The sequence below is a fragment of the Cellulosimicrobium sp. Marseille-Q8652 genome, from assembly GCF_965112045.1.
Genome location: NZ_CBCOPS010000001.1, coordinates 422,659 through 440,239, shown reverse-complemented (window position 1 = coordinate 440,239; position 17,581 = coordinate 422,659). Strand labels below are relative to the sequence as shown.

The window sequence follows — 17,581 nt, the reverse complement described above, 5'->3', positions numbered from 1 at the left end:
TCCGGACGACCCGTGCCCCGCAGTACCGGAACCAGACCCGTCCCGCCCCGGCGTGTGACACGGCCGTCACGACGTGTCGGGGACACCCCCTCAACCCTGACCCCGGAGGTCACCCGTGAGCCCGAGCCATGACGACCGCTACGCCGGTCGTGCGATGCGCTTCCTCGACCCGATCGACGTCCGCCCTCGTCGCGGGCGCCCGCCGCTGAACCCGACCTGGTACGTCGCGGACCGGCTCATCGTGCGCGGGGCGCCCCCGCGAGCGCTGCGGGAGCGGATCTCCGGCCCGGCGGACGTCGAGGACCTCGTCGCGTTCGCCGAGGGCGACGACACCACCGCGCCGCGGGTGGAGCGTGCCGCCCGTGCACGAGGGTGGAGCGTCGCGCTCGACACCGCGGGCGACCGTGCGCCGCTGGCCGTCGCCCGGCGGCTCGGCGAGGTGCCGGACGAGGGGCCGGAGCACGCCGACGACGACGCCTACGGCTTCGCGCTGCGCCTCGTGCCGGACGACCACGACGAGGTCCCCGACGCGTGGAGGCTCGTCGACGAGCTCGGCGGCCTGCTCGACCCCGACGACCCGGACGGGCCGACGATCACGCTCGACCACGTGATGACCGCGACGCCGTACTCCACGCCGCTGCCGTACTCCACGCCGTTGCCCTACTCGACCCCGCTGCCGTACTCGACGCCGCTGCCGTACTCGACGCCCCTGCCCTACTCGACCCCGCTGCCGTACTCGACGCCCCTCCCCGTCCGGGGCCTCGCGGAGTACGGGCAGGCCGGCACCGGGGGCCGCTCCCCGGTGCAGCGGCTCGGCGGCGCGCCGCGGCGGCGACCCGCGGGGGAGTCTCCGCTCGTCGACGCCGAGGGCCGCCGCCGACCGGTCGTCGCCGTCCTCGACACCGGGGTGGGGACGCACCCGTGGTTCGGCGACTACGACCCGGCGGACCCCACGCGCGGCGACGGCAACGGGGTGGTCCTGCGCGGCGCCACCCTCGACGGCCGGCCGATCGGGACCTTCCCCCTCGCGCCCCGCCCCGAGGACGACGCCGAGTACGGAGGCGCGTCGTCGGCACCGCTGACGGGACCGCTCGACCCCGTCGCCGGTCACGGCACCTTCATCGCGGGGGTCGTGCACCAGGTCGCGCCCGACGCGGCGATCCTCCCGGTGCGCATCTTCGGCGGGTCCGGGACGGTGCCCGAGTGGGACGTCCTCCAGTCGCTGCGGCGGCTCCTGCGCTTCCACCTGCGCGGCCTGCGCGACGTCGAGGGGTACTTCCCCGTCGACGTGGCGGTCCTCTCCATGGGCTACTACCACGAGGAGCCGGAGGACGTCGCGTACGACGGCCCGCTCCGGTCCGTCCTGCGCGCGCTGCGGCAGTCCGGCGTGGTGGTGGTGGTCGCGGCGGGCAACGACGGCTCGACGCGCCCGATGTACCCCGCCGCGTTCGCCCCGCACGTCTCGGGCACCCCGAGCACGGTCGTCGTCGAGGACGAGCAGCTGTCCCACGACTACGTCCCGATCCTCACCGTCGGGGCCCGCAACCCGGACGCCTCGACGGCCCTCTTCACCAACGAGGGGCCGTGGGTCACGACGCTCCGCGCCGGCGCGGCCATCGTGAGCACCTTCCCCACGACGCTCAACGGTCCGACGACGCCCACGCGCCAGCTCCCGGACACGCGCTTCGGCGGCGTGCGCGCGACGATCGACCCGGAGAGCTTCGAGGGCGGCTTCGGGACGTGGAGCGGGACCTCCTTCGCGGCGCCCGTCCTCGCGGGGGAGATCGGCGCCGTCCTCGACACCGGCACGCCCGGCTCGGCGAGCGGTAACCTCGGACACCGGGTGGCGGAACGCATCGATGCGGCATGGCGTGCCGTGACGGCGACCGTAGGGATCGAGAGGCCGGGAGCGCGCGACGTGAGCTGAGTCGTCCGTCCCCGCCGGGACGGAGGTGCGCTGGTGGGTGTCTCCACGCTCGCGGAGGCGTCTGCCGTGCTGGAGCGCGCCCTCTCCCTCAACTCGCGCGGCCGGCACGCGGCTGCGCGCAACGGGTTCGACGCCGTGCTGGCCTGGTGCGACGAGTCGGCCCCGGCGGGGGCGGGGGAACCCTTCGCCCCGGAGATGCTGCACCTGCTCGTCCGTGCGCGGATCGGCCTGGCCGTGTGCCACTTCGAGGCGAAGGGCGACGTCCGGCCCGCCCTCGAGCTGCTGGCCGCCGCCGAGACCGCGGCCGAGCACGACGACGCCCTGCGCGCCGTCGTGCTCGGCCAGCGCGGGCTCCTGCTCCACCGGACGGGAGATCTCGGTGCGGCCTCGCGCGCGATGGACGACGCGATGAGCCTCGTCCCCGCGGACTCCTGGCGCGACCTCGCGGTGCTCCACATGAACCGCGGCTCCCTGCGGTCCGACCTCGGCCGGCTCGCCGAGGCCGCCGACGACTTCGCGGCGTGCTCCGACTACGCGCGCCGGATCGGCAACTCGCTCTACTCCTCGATGGCGGCGCACAACCTCGGGTGGGTCACGTACCTCCGGGGCGACCTTCCCGTCGCGCTGCGCGCCATGGAGCAGGCGGCGGAGGCGGCCCCGGACCGGCACGCGGCCATCGGCCTCGTCGACAAGGCCCAGGTGCTGCTCGACGCGGGACTCGTCGCCGACGCCGACGAGGCGCTCACCGAGGCGCGGGAGCACCTGCGCCGGTACCGGATGGTCCGCGACCTCGCCGAGGTCGAGCTCGTGCGCTCGCGGACGCTGGTCGCGCTGCGCCGCTACGGCGACGCGCGTCAGCAGGCGCGCTCGGCAGCGCGCCGCTTCGAGCGCATGGCGAACACGCCGTGGGCGCTGCGTGCGCGCGTCGCGGAGCTCCAGGCGCAGGGTGCGGACGACGCCAGGCGGACGATCAGCCCCCGTGCCGCGCGGCGCCGTGCCGCCGACGCGCTCGACCTCGCGGAGAGCGGTGGTGCGCTGGGCCGGACGATCGGGCTGGGCGTCGAGATCCCGGCGCGGCTCCTGGCCGCGGACTGGTACACGACGGCGCGCGACCTCGACGCCGCGCGCGCGGTGCTCGGGGGCGTGCCCGACCTCCGCCGCGCACCCCTCCCGCTGCGCCTCCAGCAGGAGGCGGTCGTCGCGCGCCTGGCGTTCACCGCGGGCGACAGGAAGGTGGGGGTCGGTGCCGTCCGGCGCGGACAGGCCATGCTCGCGGACCACCGCGCGCGGCTCGGGTCGGTCGACGCCGTGACGGCCTCCGCGGTGCACGGCGTGCGGCTCGGCAACGTCGACGTGCTGGCCGCGCTCGGGACCGGCCGTCCCGCGACGGTCTTCGACGCCGTCGAGCGGGGGCGGGCGGCCTTCGCCGGCTCCGGCCGCGTGCGGCCGCCCGCAGACCCCGTGCTCGCGGACCTCCTCGCGTCAGCACGCCGGGAGGTGGAGGCGGCGCGTGCGCTCGGCACCTCGGCCGACGCGGACGGCCTCGGTCGCCGGCAGGACCACCTGCGGGCCGCGCGCCGGCTCCAGGACGACGCGCGTCGACGCGCCTGGCAGCACGGCGGCGAGGCCCCGACGCCCGTGCCCGTCACGGAGCGGGGCCTCCGCTCGGTGCTGGACGCGACCGGGTCGGGGGCGGTCGTCGCGGACCTCGTCGCGGACGGCGACACGCTGCTCGCGGTCCGGGTCTCGGCGTCGGGTTCACGCCTCGTCCCGCTCGGTTCCCGCAGGTCCGTCGCGGAGCTCGTCCGGCGTGCCCGTGCCGACTTCGCCGTCCTGGCGAACGTCCTCATCCCGGTCCCGATGCGGGCGGCCGCGGTCGTCTCGCTCTCGCGGACGCTCGCGGCCCTCGACGAGCAGCTCGTGGCGCCGCTGGCGGTGGAGGGGGACCTGCACGTGGCTGCCCGTGACCTTCTCCTCGCCGTGCCGTGGGCCTCGCTCCCGTCGCGGCGCGGTCGTCGGACCTGGGCGAACTCGTGGGTCGACCTGCGCCGCGGGGATCCCGTCCGCCGGACCGACCATGCGCTCGTCGTTGCCGGGCCCGGGCTGCGCTTCTCGTCCGCAGAGGCGAAGCTCGTCGCCTCCGTCTGGGACAGCGCCGACCTCCGGGCGGGCGAGGACGCCACGTGCTCCGCCGTCGTGGACGGCGTCGAGAGCGCCGGCGTGCTCCACCTCGCCGCCCACGGGACGCACGACACCGGCAACCCCCTGTTCTCCTCCCTGCGGCTCGCGGACGGTCCGCTGTTCGCCCACGAGCTCGACGGCATCGACCTCCGCGGCGTCGTCGTCGTGCTCTCGGCGTGCGAGGTCGGCCTCTCGACGCCGCGCATCGGTGGCGAGTCGCTCGGTCTGACGAGCGTCCTCCTCCGGCTCGGTGCACGGGCCGTGGTCGCGAGCATCGCCCCGTTGCGCGACGACGTCGCCGCCCGCGTCATGCCCGCGCTGCACGCCGAGCTGCGCGACGGCGCGATGCCGGGCTCCGCCCTCGCACGGGCGGTCGCGGACGAGCCGGAGCCGGTCCCGCTGGTGTGCTTCGGTCCGCTCGCCCTGTGAGCGGGCCCGTCGTCGCGGCCGGGGGAGCGGTTTGGACCACGCGTCGTCGTCCCGTACGATGGACCCGTACCCAAGACCGCCGGTCGTCCGACGCTGCCCGCAGACTCCTCTGTGGACCGTGAAGGCCGAAGTCCCACCACGAGGTGGAGGCCAGCGCAGGTAGCGAATCGACGACGTCCGCCCGGCCCCGCCGTGCGAGCGACACCGAGCCCCGCGCCTGCGCGGGGCTCGTTCTCGTTCCGGGGCCCACGCCGGTGGTACCACCACCGGAAGGATTGCCATGGCGAGGCCGGACAAGGCAGCCGCAGTCGTCGAGCTCTCGGACAAGTTCCGCGGCTCGAACGCTGCCGTGCTGACCGAGTACCGCGGGCTCACCGTCGCGCAGCTCAAGCAGCTGCGTCGGTCGCTCAGCGGCAACGCAACCTACGCCGTGGTGAAGAACACGCTGACCGCCATCGCGGCCAAGGAGGCCGGTGTCGAGGGACTCGACGCCGACCTGCAGGGCCCGTCGGCCATTGCCTTCGTCACCGGGGACCCGGTCGAGGCAGCCAAGGGTCTGCGTGACTTCGCCAAGGCGAACCCCGCGCTGGTCATCAAGGGCGGTGTCCTCGACGGGCGCCCCCTGACCGCAGCGGAGGTCACGAAGCTCGCGGACCTCGAGTCCCGCGAGGTCCTGCTGGCCAAGGCGGCCGGCGCGATGAAGGCCAAGCTGTTCCAGGCCGCGTACGTCTTCACCGCGAACACCGCCCAGGCAGCCCGCGTCATCGATGCCCTGCGTCAGAAGCAGGAATCGGAGGGCGCTGCCGCCTGATCCCGCGCCGGTCCTCCGACCGGCACGCGATCACGACAGCGCAAGCACACACCCCGCTTCTGGCAGGCCCGCCACGGGCCGTGGCCGAGCACCAACCGAAAGGAACGCCATCATGGCGAAGCTCAGCACCGAAGAGCTCATCGAGCAGTTCAAGGACCTCACCCTCATCGAGCTCAACGAGTTCGTGAAGGCCTTCGAGGAGACCTTCGAGGTCACCGCGGCCGCCCCCGTCGCCGCTGCCGCCCCGGCCGCCGCCGGTGGCGCTGCCGCCGCCGAGGAGGCCGAGGAGAAGACGGAGTTCGACGTCATCCTCGAGGCCGCCGGCGACAAGAAGATCCAGGTCATCAAGGAGGTGCGCGCGCTCACGTCCCTCGGTCTCAAGGAGGCCAAGGACCTCGTGGACGGTGCCCCCAAGCCGGTCCTGGAGGGCGCGAACAAGGAGACGGCCGACAAGGCCAAGGCTGCCCTCGAGGGCGCCGGCGCCACGGTCTCCGTCAAGTGATCTCGCCGGTCCCGTCCTGACGGGACCGGTCGTCACGCCGCACGAGGCCCGCACCCCTGCGAGGGGGTGCGGGCCTCGTCGTTCCCCTCGACGCGCTCGCGTGCGCACCGGCGCGCCGCGCCGGGAGCCGCCCGGCTTCACGGATGGGCGTGGTGTGTGCCACCATGTGCGGGTCGACGACGCAGAGCAGCAGCAGGACAGCACACAGGACAGCAGCAGGGCAGCACCAGCAGCGGAGCCGACGAGCGGCCGGGCACCACGTGCCCGGAGAGCGTGCGGCGGGCGACGACGCCCGCCGGAGGAGTACCGGGCAGGTGCCGGACGGCGCCGGGGGGAGCCCGGCAGGTCGGTGCGCGGTCGGGGTGGACGTGCGGGCGCCAAGGGGGTATGCTAACGCTTTGCGCTGTCCTGTGCCCACGATCTCAGATACCCCCGACCCCCTCGACGACGTACGTGCGCGTCCGCGAGGAGTCGTGGCGGCGGTGATCGCGACCAGCCGGGCGGTGCAGCGTTCTTTCGATCTGCAGGGAAGGACCCCTCTTGGCTGCCTCGCGCACCCCTTCTGCTCCGTCCGCCGACGCCATCGCGAACCGCACCGCCTCTCGGCGCGTCTCCTTCGCCAAGATCTTCGAGCCCCTCGAGGTCCCCGACCTGCTGGGCCTCCAGACCGAGAGCTTCGACTGGCTCCTCGGCAACGAGGCGTGGCAGGCCCGCGTCGCCGCGGCGAACGCGGCCGGACGCCAGGACGTCCCGGCGACGTCCGGGCTCGAGGAGATCTTCGAGGAGATCTCGCCGATCGAGGACTTCGGGTCCTCGATGTCCCTCTCGTTCTCCAACCACCGCTTCGAGCCGCCGAAGTACACGGCCGACGAGTGCAAGGAGAAGGACTTCACGTACGCCGCGCCGCTGTTCGTCACCGCGGAGTTCGTCAACTACAACACCGGTGAGATCAAGAGCCAGACGGTCTTCATGGGCGACTTCCCGCTCATGACCGCGCGCGGCACCTTCATCATCAACGGCACCGAGCGCGTCGTCGTCTCGCAGCTCGTCCGCTCGCCCGGCGTGTACTTCGAGCGCACGGCCGACAAGACGAGCGACAAGGACATCTTCTCCGCGAAGATCATCCCGTCGCGCGGCGCCTGGCTCGAGTTCGAGATCGACAAGCGCGACGCCGTCGGCGTGCGCGTCGACCGCAAGCGCAAGCAGTCCGTCACGGTCCTCCTCAAGGCCCTCGGCCTCACGGAGTCCGAGATCCGCGAGGAGTTCTCCGACCTCCCCTCGGTGCTCGACACGCTCGAGAAGGACCACGTCCACACCCAGGACGAGGCGCTCGTCGACCTCTACCGCAAGATCCGCCCGGGCGAGCCGCCCACGGTCGAGGCCGGCCGCGCGCTGCTCGAGAACTTCTACTTCAACCCGAAGCGCTACGACCTCGCGAAGGTCGGCCGCTACAAGGCGAACAAGAAGCTCGGCATCGACGCGCCGCTGACCGACTCGACGCTGTCCGTCTCGGACGTCGTCGCGACGATCAAGTACCTCGCGGCCCTGCACGCCGACCACGCGACGATCCCCGGCCGTCGTGCCGGCGAGGCCGTTGACGTGCGCGTCGAGACCGACGACATCGACCACTTCGGCAACCGTCGTATCCGCGCCGTCGGCGAGCTCATCCAGAACCAGGTCCGCACGGGCCTGTCGCGGATGGAGCGCGTCGTGCGCGAGCGCATGACGACGCAGGACGTCGAGGCGATCACGCCCCAGACCCTGATCAACATCCGCCCGGTCGTGGCGTCGATCCGCGAGTTCTTCGGCACGTCGCAGCTCTCGCAGTTCATGGACCAGAACAACCCGCTCGCGGGCCTGACGCACAAGCGTCGCCTCTCCGCGCTCGGCCCGGGCGGTCTGTCCCGCGACCGCGCCGGCATGGAGGTCCGTGACGTCCACCCGTCGCACTACGGCCGCATGTGCCCGATCGAGACCCCTGAGGGCCCGAACATCGGCCTCATCGGCTCGCTCGCGTCCTACGGGCGCATCAACCCGTTCGGGTTCATCGAGACGCCGTACCGCAAGGTCACCAACGGCAAGGTCACCGACCAGGTCGAGTACCTGACCGCCGACGACGAGGACCGCCACGTCATCGCCCAGGCGAACCAGGTGCTCAACGCCGACGGCTCCTTCGCGGACGAGCGCGTGCTCGTGCGCACGAAGGGCGGCGAGGTCGAGATCGTCCCCGGCGCGCAGGTCGACTACATGGACGTCTCGCCGCGCCAGATGGTGTCGGTCGCGACCGCGCTCATCCCGTTCCTCGAGCACGACGACGCCAACCGCGCCCTCATGGGTGCGAACATGCAGCGCCAGGCCGTGCCGCTGGTCCGTTCCGAGGCCCCGCTCGTGGGCACCGGCATGGAGTGGCGCGCCGCGGTCGACGCCGGTGACGTCATCGTCGCGACCAAGCCCGGCGTGGTCACCGAGGTCTCCGCGGACCTCATCGTCGTCGCGAACGACGACGCGACCACCACGAGCTACCGCGCCGCGAAGTTCCGCCGCTCGAACCAGGGCACGAGCTACAACCAGCGCGTGCTCGTGGACGAGGGCCAGCGCGTCGAGGTCGGCTCCGTCCTCGCGGACGGCCCGGCGACGGACGAGGGCGAGCTCGCGCTCGGCCGCAACCTCCTCGTGGCGTTCATGTCGTGGGAGGGCCACAACTACGAGGACGCGATCATCCTCAGCCAGCGTCTCGTGCAGGACGACGTGCTCTCCTCGATCCACATCGAGGAGCACGAGGTCGACGCGCGCGACACCAAGCTCGGCCCCGAGGAGATCACGCGGGACATCCCGAACGTCTCCGAGGACGTCCTGGCGGACCTCGACGAGCGCGGCATCATCCGCATCGGTGCCGAGGTCGGCGCGGGCGACGTCCTGGTCGGCAAGGTCACGCCGAAGGGCGAGACCGAGCTGACCCCGGAGGAGCGCCTGCTCCGCGCGATCTTCGGCGAGAAGGCGCGCGAGGTGCGCGACACGTCGCTCAAGGTGCCCCACGGCGAGTCCGGCACGGTCATCGGCGTGCGCGAGTTCAACCGGGAGGACGGCGACGAGCTGCCCGCCGGCGTGAACCAGCTCGTGCGCGTCTACATCGCGCAGCGCCGCAAGATCACGGACGGCGACAAGCTCGCCGGCCGTCACGGCAACAAGGGCGTCATCTCCAAGATCCTGCCCGTCGAGGACATGCCGTTCCTCGAGGACGGGACGCCGGTCGACGTCGTCCTCAACCCGCTCGGTGTCCCCGGCCGCATGAACGTCGGCCAGGTCCTCGAGACGCACCTCGGGTGGATCGCGAAGCAGGGCTGGGACATCAGCCTCGCCGAGGACACCGTCAGCAAGGACGGCTCGAAGTGGAAGACCCACGTCCCGGACATCGCGGCGTCGTCCGAGCCCGGCCGGCCCGTCGCCACCCCGGTGTTCGACGGCCTCCAGGAGGACGCGCTCACGGGTCTGCTCTCGTCGACGATCCCGAACCGCGACGGCGACCGCATGGTCGGCGGCGACGGCAAGGCCCGTCTCTTCGACGGCCGCTCCGGCGAGCCGTTCCCGGAGCCGGTGTCGGTGGGCTACATGTACATCCTCAAGCTCCACCACCTGGTCGACGACAAGATCCACGCGCGCTCGACGGGCCCGTACTCGATGATCACGCAGCAGCCGCTGGGTGGTAAGGCGCAGTTCGGCGGTCAGCGCTTCGGCGAGATGGAGGTGTGGGCCCTCGAGGCGTACGGCGCGGCCTACACGCTGCAGGAGCTCCTCACCATCAAGTCCGACGACGTCCCCGGCCGCGTGAAGGTCTACGAGGCCATCGTCAAGGGCGAGAACATCCCCGACTCGGGCATCCCGGAGTCCTTCAAGGTGCTCCTCAAGGAGATGCAGTCGCTGTGCCTGAACGTCGAGGTGCTCTCGAGCGACGGCGTCCAGATCGAGATGCGGGAGTCCGACGACGACGTGTACCGCGCGGCGGAGGAGCTCGGCATCGACCTGTCGCGGCGTCCGAACGCTGCCGCGAGCGTCGACGAGATCTGATCTCGGACGGGCGGGGGCGACGGCCCGGTCCCACGACCGGGCCCCGCTCCCGCCCCTCCCCGCACCCCATTCGTTCCACCCCGTCTTGATGAAGCCGACGGTGACGGTCCCCGAGGGACCTCGCCCCGGCAGACGAAGGAAGTAGGACACCTTGCTCGACGTCAACGTCTTCGACGAGCTGCGCATCGGCCTGGCCACGGCCGACGACATCCGTGCGTGGTCGCACGGTGAGGTCAAGAAGCCCGAGACCATCAACTACCGCACGCTCAAGCCCGAGAAGGACGGACTCTTCTGCGAGAAGATCTTCGGCCCCACCCGGGACTGGGAGTGCTACTGCGGCAAGTACAAGCGCGTGCGCTTCAAGGGCATCATCTGCGAGCGCTGCGGCGTCGAGGTGACGCGCTCGAAGGTGCGCCGTGAGCGCATGGGCCACATCGAGCTCGCCGCTCCGGTCACGCACATCTGGTTCTTCAAGGGCGTGCCCTCGCGCCTCGGCTACCTGCTCGACCTCGCCCCGAAGGACCTGGAGAAGGTCATCTACTTCGCGGCGTACATGATCACGTCGGTCGACGACGAGGGTCGCCAGGAGGACCTCCCGAACCTCCAGAACGAGATCGACCTGGAGAAGAAGGAGATCGCGGACGCCCGCGACAACGACATCAACGCTCGCGCCACGAAGCTCGAGGCCGACCTGGCCGAGCTCGAGGCCGAGGGTGCCAAGGCCGACGCGCGCCGCAAGGTCCGCGACTCGGCCGAGCGCGAGATGACGCAGATCCGCAAGCGCGCGGACGCCCAGCTCGACCGCCTGGACCAGGTCTGGGACCGCTTCAAGAACCTCAAGGTCGCCGACCTCGAGGGCGACGAGATGCTGTACCGCGCCCTCCAGGACCGCTACGGCACGTACTTCGAGGGCTCGATGGGCGCCGCGGCGATCCAGAAGCGTCTCCAGGACTTCGACCTGGAGGCCGAGGCGGACTCGCTGCGCGAGACCATCCGCTCCGGCAAGGGCCAGCGCAAGACGCGCGCGCTCAAGCGCCTCAAGGTCGTCAACGCGTTCCTCACGACGACGAACTCGCCCACGGGCATGGTGCTCGACGCCGTCCCGGTCATCCCCCCGGACCTGCGCCCGATGGTGCAGCTCGACGGTGGCCGCTTCGCGACGAGCGACCTCAACGACCTGTACCGCCGCGTGATCAACCGGAACAACCGGCTCAAGCGCCTGCTCGACCTCGGTGCGCCGGAGATCATCGTCAACAACGAGAAGCGGATGTTGCAGGAAGCTGTCGATTCGCTCTTTGACAACGGCCGCCGCGGTCGCCCGGTCACGGGCCCCGGCAACCGTCCGCTGAAGTCGATCTCCGACATGCTCAAGGGCAAGCAGGGTCGTTTCCGCCAGAACCTGCTCGGCAAGCGCGTCGACTACTCGGGCCGTTCGGTCATCGTCGTCGGCCCGCAGCTCAAGCTCCACCAGTGCGGCCTGCCCAAGCAGATGGCGCTCGAGCTGTTCAAGCCGTTCGTCATGAAGCGTCTCGTGGACCTCAACCACGCGCAGAACATCAAGAGCGCGAAGCGCATGGTCGAGCGCGCGCGCCCGGTCGTGTGGGACGTCCTCGAAGAGGTCATCACGGAGCACCCGGTCCTGCTGAACCGTGCGCCGACGCTGCACCGCCTGGGCATCCAGGCGTTCGAGCCCCAGCTCGTCGAGGGCAAGGCGATCCACCTGCACCCGCTCGTGTGCGCCGCGTTCAACGCGGACTTCGACGGTGACCAGATGGCCGTCCACCTGCCCCTGAGCGCGGAGGCGCAGGCCGAGGCCCGCATCCTCATGCTCTCGAGCAACAACATCCTCAAGCCGTCGGACGGCCGTCCGGTGACCATGCCCTCGCAGGACATGATCATCGGCCTGTACCACCTGACGAGCGACAAGGCCGGCGCCGAGGGGGAGGGGCGCGCGTTCGCGTCCGTCGCCGAGGCCATCATGGCCTTCGACCAGGGCTCGCTCGACCTCAACGCCCCGGTGAAGATCCGCACCACGGACCTCGTCCCGCCGGTCTCCGGCTTCGAGGCGCCCGAGGGCTGGGAGCCCGGTCAGCCGATCCTGTTCGACACCACGCTCGGTCGTGCGCTGTTCAACGAGACGCTGCCGGTCGACTACCCGTACGTGAACTCGGTGGTCGACAAGAAGCGCCTCTCGGCGATCGTCAACGAGCTCGCCGAGCGGTACCCGAAGGTCGAGGTCGCCGCCTCGCTCGACGCCCTCAAGGCCGCCGGCTTCCGCTGGGCGACCCGTTCGGGCGTCACGATCGCGATCTCCGACGTCGCCACCCCGACGGAGAAGGCCGAGATCCTCGAGCAGCACGAGGAGCGCGCGCTCAAGGTCCAGCAGCAGTACGACCGTGGTCTCATCACGGACGACGAGCGCCGTCAGGAGCTCATCGAGATCTGGACCCAGGCGACGGACAAGGTCGCGTCGGTCATGCGCGAGAACCTCGAGGCGAACGACCGCAACACGGTCTACCGCATGGTCGGCTCCGGTGCCCGTGGTAACTGGATGCAGGTCCGTCAGATCGCCGGCATGCGCGGTCTCGTGGCGAACCCGAAGGGCGAGATCATCCCGCGCCCGATCAAGTCCAACTACCGCGAGGGCCTGTCCGTCCTCGAGTACTTCATCGCCACGCACGGTGCCCGCAAGGGTCTGGCGGACACCGCGCTGCGGACCGCCGACTCGGGCTACCTCACGCGTCGTCTCGTGGACGTCTCGCAGGACGTCATCGTCCGCGAGGAGGACTGCGGCACGGAGCGCGGCCTGACGATGCCGATCGCCGAGGAGCTGGCGGGCATCCTCGTCCGCCACCCCAAGGTGGAGACGAGCGTGTACTCCCGCACCCTCGCGTCCGACCTGGTCGACGCCGACGGCAACGTCATCGGCAAGGCCGGCGACGACGCGGGCGACGTCCTCATCGACGCCGCCGTGGCGGCGGGCGTGCGCGAGGCGAAGGTCCGCTCGGTCCTCACGTGCGAGTCGCGCGTCGGCACGTGCGCGAAGTGCTACGGCCGGTCGCTCGCGACGGGCAAGCTCGTCGACATCGGCGAGGCCGTGGGCATCATCGCGGCCCAGTCGATCGGTGAGCCGGGCACGCAGCTGACGATGCGTACCTTCCACACCGGTGGTGTGGCGTCGGCCGACGACATCACGCAGGGTCTCCCGCGTGTCACGGAGCTCTTCGAGGCCCGCACCCCCAAGGGTGAGGCGCCCATCGCGGAGTTCCCGGGCCGCATCACGATCGACGACTCCGAGCGTTCGCGTCGCCTCGTGCTGACGCCGGACGACGGCTCGGAGGAGATCGCGTACCCGGTGACCAAGCGTGCGCGTCTGCTCGTGCAGGACGGCGACCACGTCGGCGTCGGCACGCAGCTCGTGCAGGGTGCGGTGGACCCGAAGAAGGTCCTGCGCATCCTCGGCCCGCGGGCCACGCAGAAGCACCTGGTGGACGAGGTCCAGGAGGTCTACCGCTCCCAGGGCGTGGACATCCACGACAAGCACATCGAGGTCATCGTGCGGCAGATGCTGCGCCGGATCACCGTCCTGGACTCGGGCGACGCCCCGCTGCTCCCGGGCGAGCTGGCCGAGCGCGGCCGGTTCGAGGACGCGAACCGTCGCACCGTGGCGGAGGGTGGCCAGCCGGCCTCCGGCCGTCCCGAGCTCATGGGCATCACGAAGGCGTCGCTCGCGACCGACTCGTGGCTCTCGGCCGCCTCCTTCCAGGAGACGACCCGGGTGCTCACCGAGGCGTCGATGAGCGGTCGTCGCGACCCGCTGCTCGGCCTCAAGGAGAACGTCATCATCGGTAAGCTCATCCCGGCCGGTACCGGTCTTCCCCGGTACACCAAGGTCACGGTCGAGCCGACCGAGCAGGCGAAGACGGAGCTCTACCCGAGCTTCGGCTACGACGAGATCGACTTCCCGGCGCTCGGCATGGGCTCCGGCGAGGCGATCCCGCTGGAGGACCTGGACTTCGGCGACTACCGCTGACGTCCCCGCACCTCCGGTGCGCACCTGACGGGTGCCCGACGACGCAGGCCCGGCCTGCGTCGTCGGGCACCCGTCCGCGTTCCTCCCCCTGGTGGTGCCGACCCTGCCGGCGCGTCCACCAGCGCCTTTGACTACCCACCGAGCGCCAGGTAACCTGGTAAACCGTGCCCGCGCCGTCGGGCCCTCCGTGATGTCCCTGGCTCACCCTCGTGCGCGACGCGCACGAGCTCCGCCCCGGTGACGCGCGGACGGGCCGATGTGAGTGCGCGAGCATTCCGGACCCGCTCCTGACCGCGCCTCGCGCCCAGGACGGGTGACGGACCATCGGGCCGGTGGTAGGTGGCTGCTGCAGCGTGTCGAGCGCTGCGGGTGCCTCGTGCGATCGGCTCCACCAGCCAGCACGACCACCACCGGGGATAGCCCCGGTACAGCTCGAGAAGACACGGAGACGTAGTGCCTACGATCCAGCAGCTCGTCCGCAAGGGGCGGACCTCGAAGGTGGGGAAGTCCAAGACTCCCGCCCTCAAGGGTTCCCCGCAGCGGCGCGGTGTGTGCACGCGCGTGTACACCACCACCCCGAAGAAGCCGAACTCCGCGCTGCGCAAGGTCGCTCGCGTGAAGCTCTCCTCCCAGGTCGAGGTCACGGCCTACATCCCCGGCGTCGGCCACAACCTGCAGGAGCACTCCATCGTGCTCGTCCGCGGTGGTCGTGTGAAGGACCTCCCGGGTGTGCGCTACAAGATCGTGCGCGGCGCGCTCGACACGCAGGGCGTGAAGAACCGCAAGCAGGCCCGCAGCCGCTACGGCGCCAAGAAGGAGAAGAGCTGATGCCTCGCAAGGGCCCGGCCCCGAAGCGGCCGCTCATCGTCGACCCCGTCTACGGGTCGCCCGTCGTCACGCAGCTCATCAACAAGGTGCTGCTCGACGGCAAGAAGTCCACCGCCGAGTCGATCGTCTACGGCGCCCTCGAGGGCGTCCGGGCGAAGACCGACGGCGACCCGGTCGTCGTCCTCAAGCGCGCGCTCGAGAACGTGCGCCCCGCGCTCGAGGTCCGCTCGCGCCGCGTCGGCGGCGCGACCTACCAGGTCCCCGTCGAGGTGCGTCCCACGCGCTCCACGACCCTCGCGCTGCGCTGGCTCACGGACTACTCGCGCGCCCGTCGCGAGAAGACCATGACCGAGCGCCTCATGAACGAGATCCTCGACGCGAGCAACGGCCTCGGTGCCGCGGTCAAGCGTCGCGAGGACATGCACAAGATGGCGGAGTCCAACAAGGCCTTCGCACACTACCGCTGGTAGTCCGCCCGACCGGCCCCGAGGACTCCTGTCCCCGGGGCCGTCGGCGGGTCTCCCCGGCCGGCCACCCCGGTCCGAGCAGCGCCCCCGACTCAACCCACCTAGCGAGGGAAACAGACCGTGGCACTTGACGTGCTGACCGACCTGAACAAGGTCCGCAACATCGGCATCATGGCCCACATCGATGCCGGGAAGACCACGACCACCGAGCGCATCCTGTTCTACACGGGTGTGAACTACAAGATCGGTGAGACGCACGACGGCGCGTCGACGATGGACTGGATGGAGCAGGAGCAGGAGCGCGGCATCACGATCACGTCGGCCGCGACGACCTGCTACTGGAAGAACAACCAGATCAACATCATCGACACGCCGGGTCACGTCGACTTCACGGTCGAGGTCGAGCGCTCCCTGCGCGTGCTCGACGGCGCCGTCGCCGTCTTCGACGGCAAGGAGGGTGTCGAGCCGCAGTCGGAGACGGTGTGGCGCCAGGCCGACAAGTACAACGTCCCGCGCATCTGCTTCGTCAACAAGATGGACAAGCTCGGCGCGGACTTCTACTTCACGGTCGACACCATCGTGAACCGCCTCAAGGCGAAGCCGCTGGTCATCCAGCTGCCGATCGGCTCCGAGAACGACTTCACGGGCGTCGTCGACCTGCTCGAGATGAAGGCGCTCGTCTGGCACGGCGAGACGAAGCTCGGCGAGGCCTACGACACCGAGGAGATCCCCGCGGACCTCCAGGAGAAGGCCGAGCAGTACCGCGCGGAGCTCGTCGAGGCCGTCGCCGAGGCGGACGACGAGCTGCTCGAGAAGTTCCTCGGGGGCGAGGAGCTGTCGATCGCCGAGATCAAGTCCGGCATCCGCAAGCTCGTCATCGCCGGCGAGGCCTTCCCGGTCCTGTGCGGCTCCGCGTTCAAGAACAAGGGCGTCCAGCCCATGCTCGACGCGGTCATCGACTACCTGCCGTCGCCGCTCGACGTCCCCGCGATCGAGGGCCACGACGTCAAGGACGAGGAGAAGGTCGTCGAGCGTCACCCCGACGCCACCGAGCCGTTCTCCGCGCTCGCGTTCAAGGTCGCGACGCACCCGTTCTTCGGCAAGCTCACCTACGTCCGGGTGTACTCGGGCAAGGTCGCGCAGGGCGCCCAGGTGCTCAACTCGACCAAGGGCAAGAAGGAGCGCATCGGGAAGCTCTTCCAGATGCACTCCAACAAGGAGAACCCGGTCGAGGACGCGACGGCGGGTCACATCTACGCGTTCATCGGCCTCAAGGACGTCACGACGGGCGACACGCTGACCGACCCGGCGAACCCCGTCATCCTCGAGTCGATGACGTTCCCCGAGCCGGTCATCGACGTGGCGATCGAGCCGAAGACGAAGGCCGACCAGGAGAAGCTCTCGACGGCGATCCAGAAGCTCGCCGAGGAGGACCCGACGTTCCGCGTGAAGCTGGACGACGAGACCGGCCAGACCGTCATCGGCGGCATGGGCGAGCTCCACCTCGACATCCTCGTCGACCGCATGCGTCGCGAGTTCAAGGTCGAGGCGAACGTCGGCAAGCCGCAGGTCGCGTACCGCGAGACGATCCGCCGCACGGCGGAGAAGATCGACTACACGCACAAGAAGCAGACCGGTGGTTCCGGGCAGTTCGCGAAGGTCCAGGTCACCTTCTCGCCGCTCGACACGTCCGAGGGCGAGCTCTACGAGTTCGACAACGCCGTCACCGGTGGTCGCATCCCGCGCGAGTACATCCCCAGCGTCGACCAGGGCATCCAGTCCGCGATGCAGCACGGCGTCCTCGCCGGCTTCCCGCTGGTGGGCGTCAAGGCCACGCTGATCGACGGCGCCTACCACGACGTCGACTCGTCCGAGATGGCGTTCAAGATCGCCGGCTCGATGGTCCTCAAGGAGGGCGTCAAGCGGGCGGACCCGGTTCTGCTGGAGCCGGTGATGGCGGTCGAGGTGCGTACGCCCGAGGAGTACATGGGCGACGTCATCGGCGACCTGAACTCACGTCGTGGAATGATCCAGTCCATGGAGGACGCGACGGGTGTGAAGGTCGTCCGGGCCCACGTACCGTTGTCAGAGATGTTCGGGTACATCGGTGACCTCCGGTCGAAGACCCAGGGCCGCGCCGTGTACTCGATGCAGTTCGACAACTACGCCGAGGTTCCTCGGAACGTTGCCGAAGAGATCATCAAGAAGACCCGGGGCGAGTGAGACCCCACAGGTCGTAGCAGTTCCGCACAACCATCAACCTGTAGGCAACCGCAACGCCCCGCGGATGTAGGATCCTTCGGTCGACATTCGCAAACGTTCGGCACATCTACCCAAG

General features: G+C 70.7%; 9 protein-coding genes. All 9 read left to right on the top strand.

Annotated features, from left to right (window positions below; translation table 11 throughout):
* Positions 1-115: 115 nt before the first annotated feature.
* The 9 genes from ACWPWV_RS01965 (at position 116) to fusA (ending at position 17,466) form a co-directional block, all read left to right on the top strand.
* Positions 116-1,927: a S8 family serine peptidase gene (locus ACWPWV_RS01965; RefSeq protein WP_454041297.1), complete on the top strand. Its 1,812-nt coding sequence runs from the start codon at positions 116-118 to the stop codon at positions 1,925-1,927.
* A 33-nt stretch (positions 1,928-1,960) separates the two neighbouring features.
* Complete coding sequence (locus ACWPWV_RS01960; protein ID WP_454041296.1) at positions 1,961-4,537, top strand: CHAT domain-containing protein; 2,577 nt, start codon at positions 1,961-1,963, stop codon at positions 4,535-4,537.
* Positions 4,538-4,817: 280 nt separating this feature from the next.
* Positions 4,818-5,348, top strand: a complete 531-nt coding sequence (gene rplJ / locus ACWPWV_RS01955) for a 50S ribosomal protein L10 (protein WP_454041295.1) — start codon at positions 4,818-4,820, stop codon at positions 5,346-5,348.
* A gap of 112 nt (positions 5,349-5,460) precedes the next feature.
* Positions 5,461-5,850, top strand: coding sequence for a 50S ribosomal protein L7/L12 (rplL, locus tag ACWPWV_RS01950; protein WP_454041294.1), 390 nt, complete (start codon positions 5,461-5,463; stop codon positions 5,848-5,850).
* Between the two features lie 540 nt (positions 5,851-6,390).
* On the top strand, positions 6,391-9,915 hold the full coding sequence (gene rpoB / locus ACWPWV_RS01945; RefSeq protein WP_454041293.1) for a DNA-directed RNA polymerase subunit beta: 3,525 nt from the start codon (positions 6,391-6,393) through the stop codon (positions 9,913-9,915).
* A 151-nt stretch (positions 9,916-10,066) separates the two neighbouring features.
* Positions 10,067-13,948 carry a DNA-directed RNA polymerase subunit beta' gene (locus tag ACWPWV_RS01940; RefSeq protein WP_454041292.1) on the top strand — a complete coding sequence of 1,294 codons (3,882 nt, stop codon included), beginning with the start codon at positions 10,067-10,069 and terminating at the stop codon, positions 13,946-13,948.
* Between the two features lie 453 nt (positions 13,949-14,401).
* Positions 14,402-14,776 carry a 30S ribosomal protein S12 gene (gene rpsL / locus ACWPWV_RS01935; RefSeq protein WP_021479869.1) on the top strand — a complete coding sequence of 125 codons (375 nt, stop codon included), beginning with the start codon at positions 14,402-14,404 and terminating at the stop codon, positions 14,774-14,776.
* The gene (rpsG, locus tag ACWPWV_RS01930; RefSeq protein ID WP_251153532.1) at positions 14,776-15,246 is read left to right on the top strand and encodes a 30S ribosomal protein S7; all 471 of its coding nucleotides are present in this window, start codon (positions 14,776-14,778) and stop codon (positions 15,244-15,246) included. The genes rpsL and rpsG overlap by 1 nt, the downstream gene beginning before the upstream one ends.
* 117 nt (positions 15,247-15,363) lie before the next feature.
* On the top strand, positions 15,364-17,466 hold the full coding sequence (gene fusA / locus ACWPWV_RS01925; RefSeq protein WP_251153533.1) for an elongation factor G: 2,103 nt from the start codon (positions 15,364-15,366) through the stop codon (positions 17,464-17,466).
* Positions 17,467-17,581: the final 115 nt, after the last annotated feature.

Bases quoted from the DNA above. Each gene is read 5' to 3' on its own strand.
- rpsG (WP_251153532.1), top strand. From the start codon at position 14,776: ATGCCTCGCAAGGGCCCGGCCCCGAAGCGGCCGCTCATCGTCGACCCC.
- rplL (WP_454041294.1), top strand. From the start codon at position 5,461: ATGGCGAAGCTCAGCACCGAAGAGCTCATCGAGCAGTTCAAGGACCTC.
- rplJ (WP_454041295.1), top strand. From the start codon at position 4,818: ATGGCGAGGCCGGACAAGGCAGCCGCAGTCGTCGAGCTCTCGGACAAG.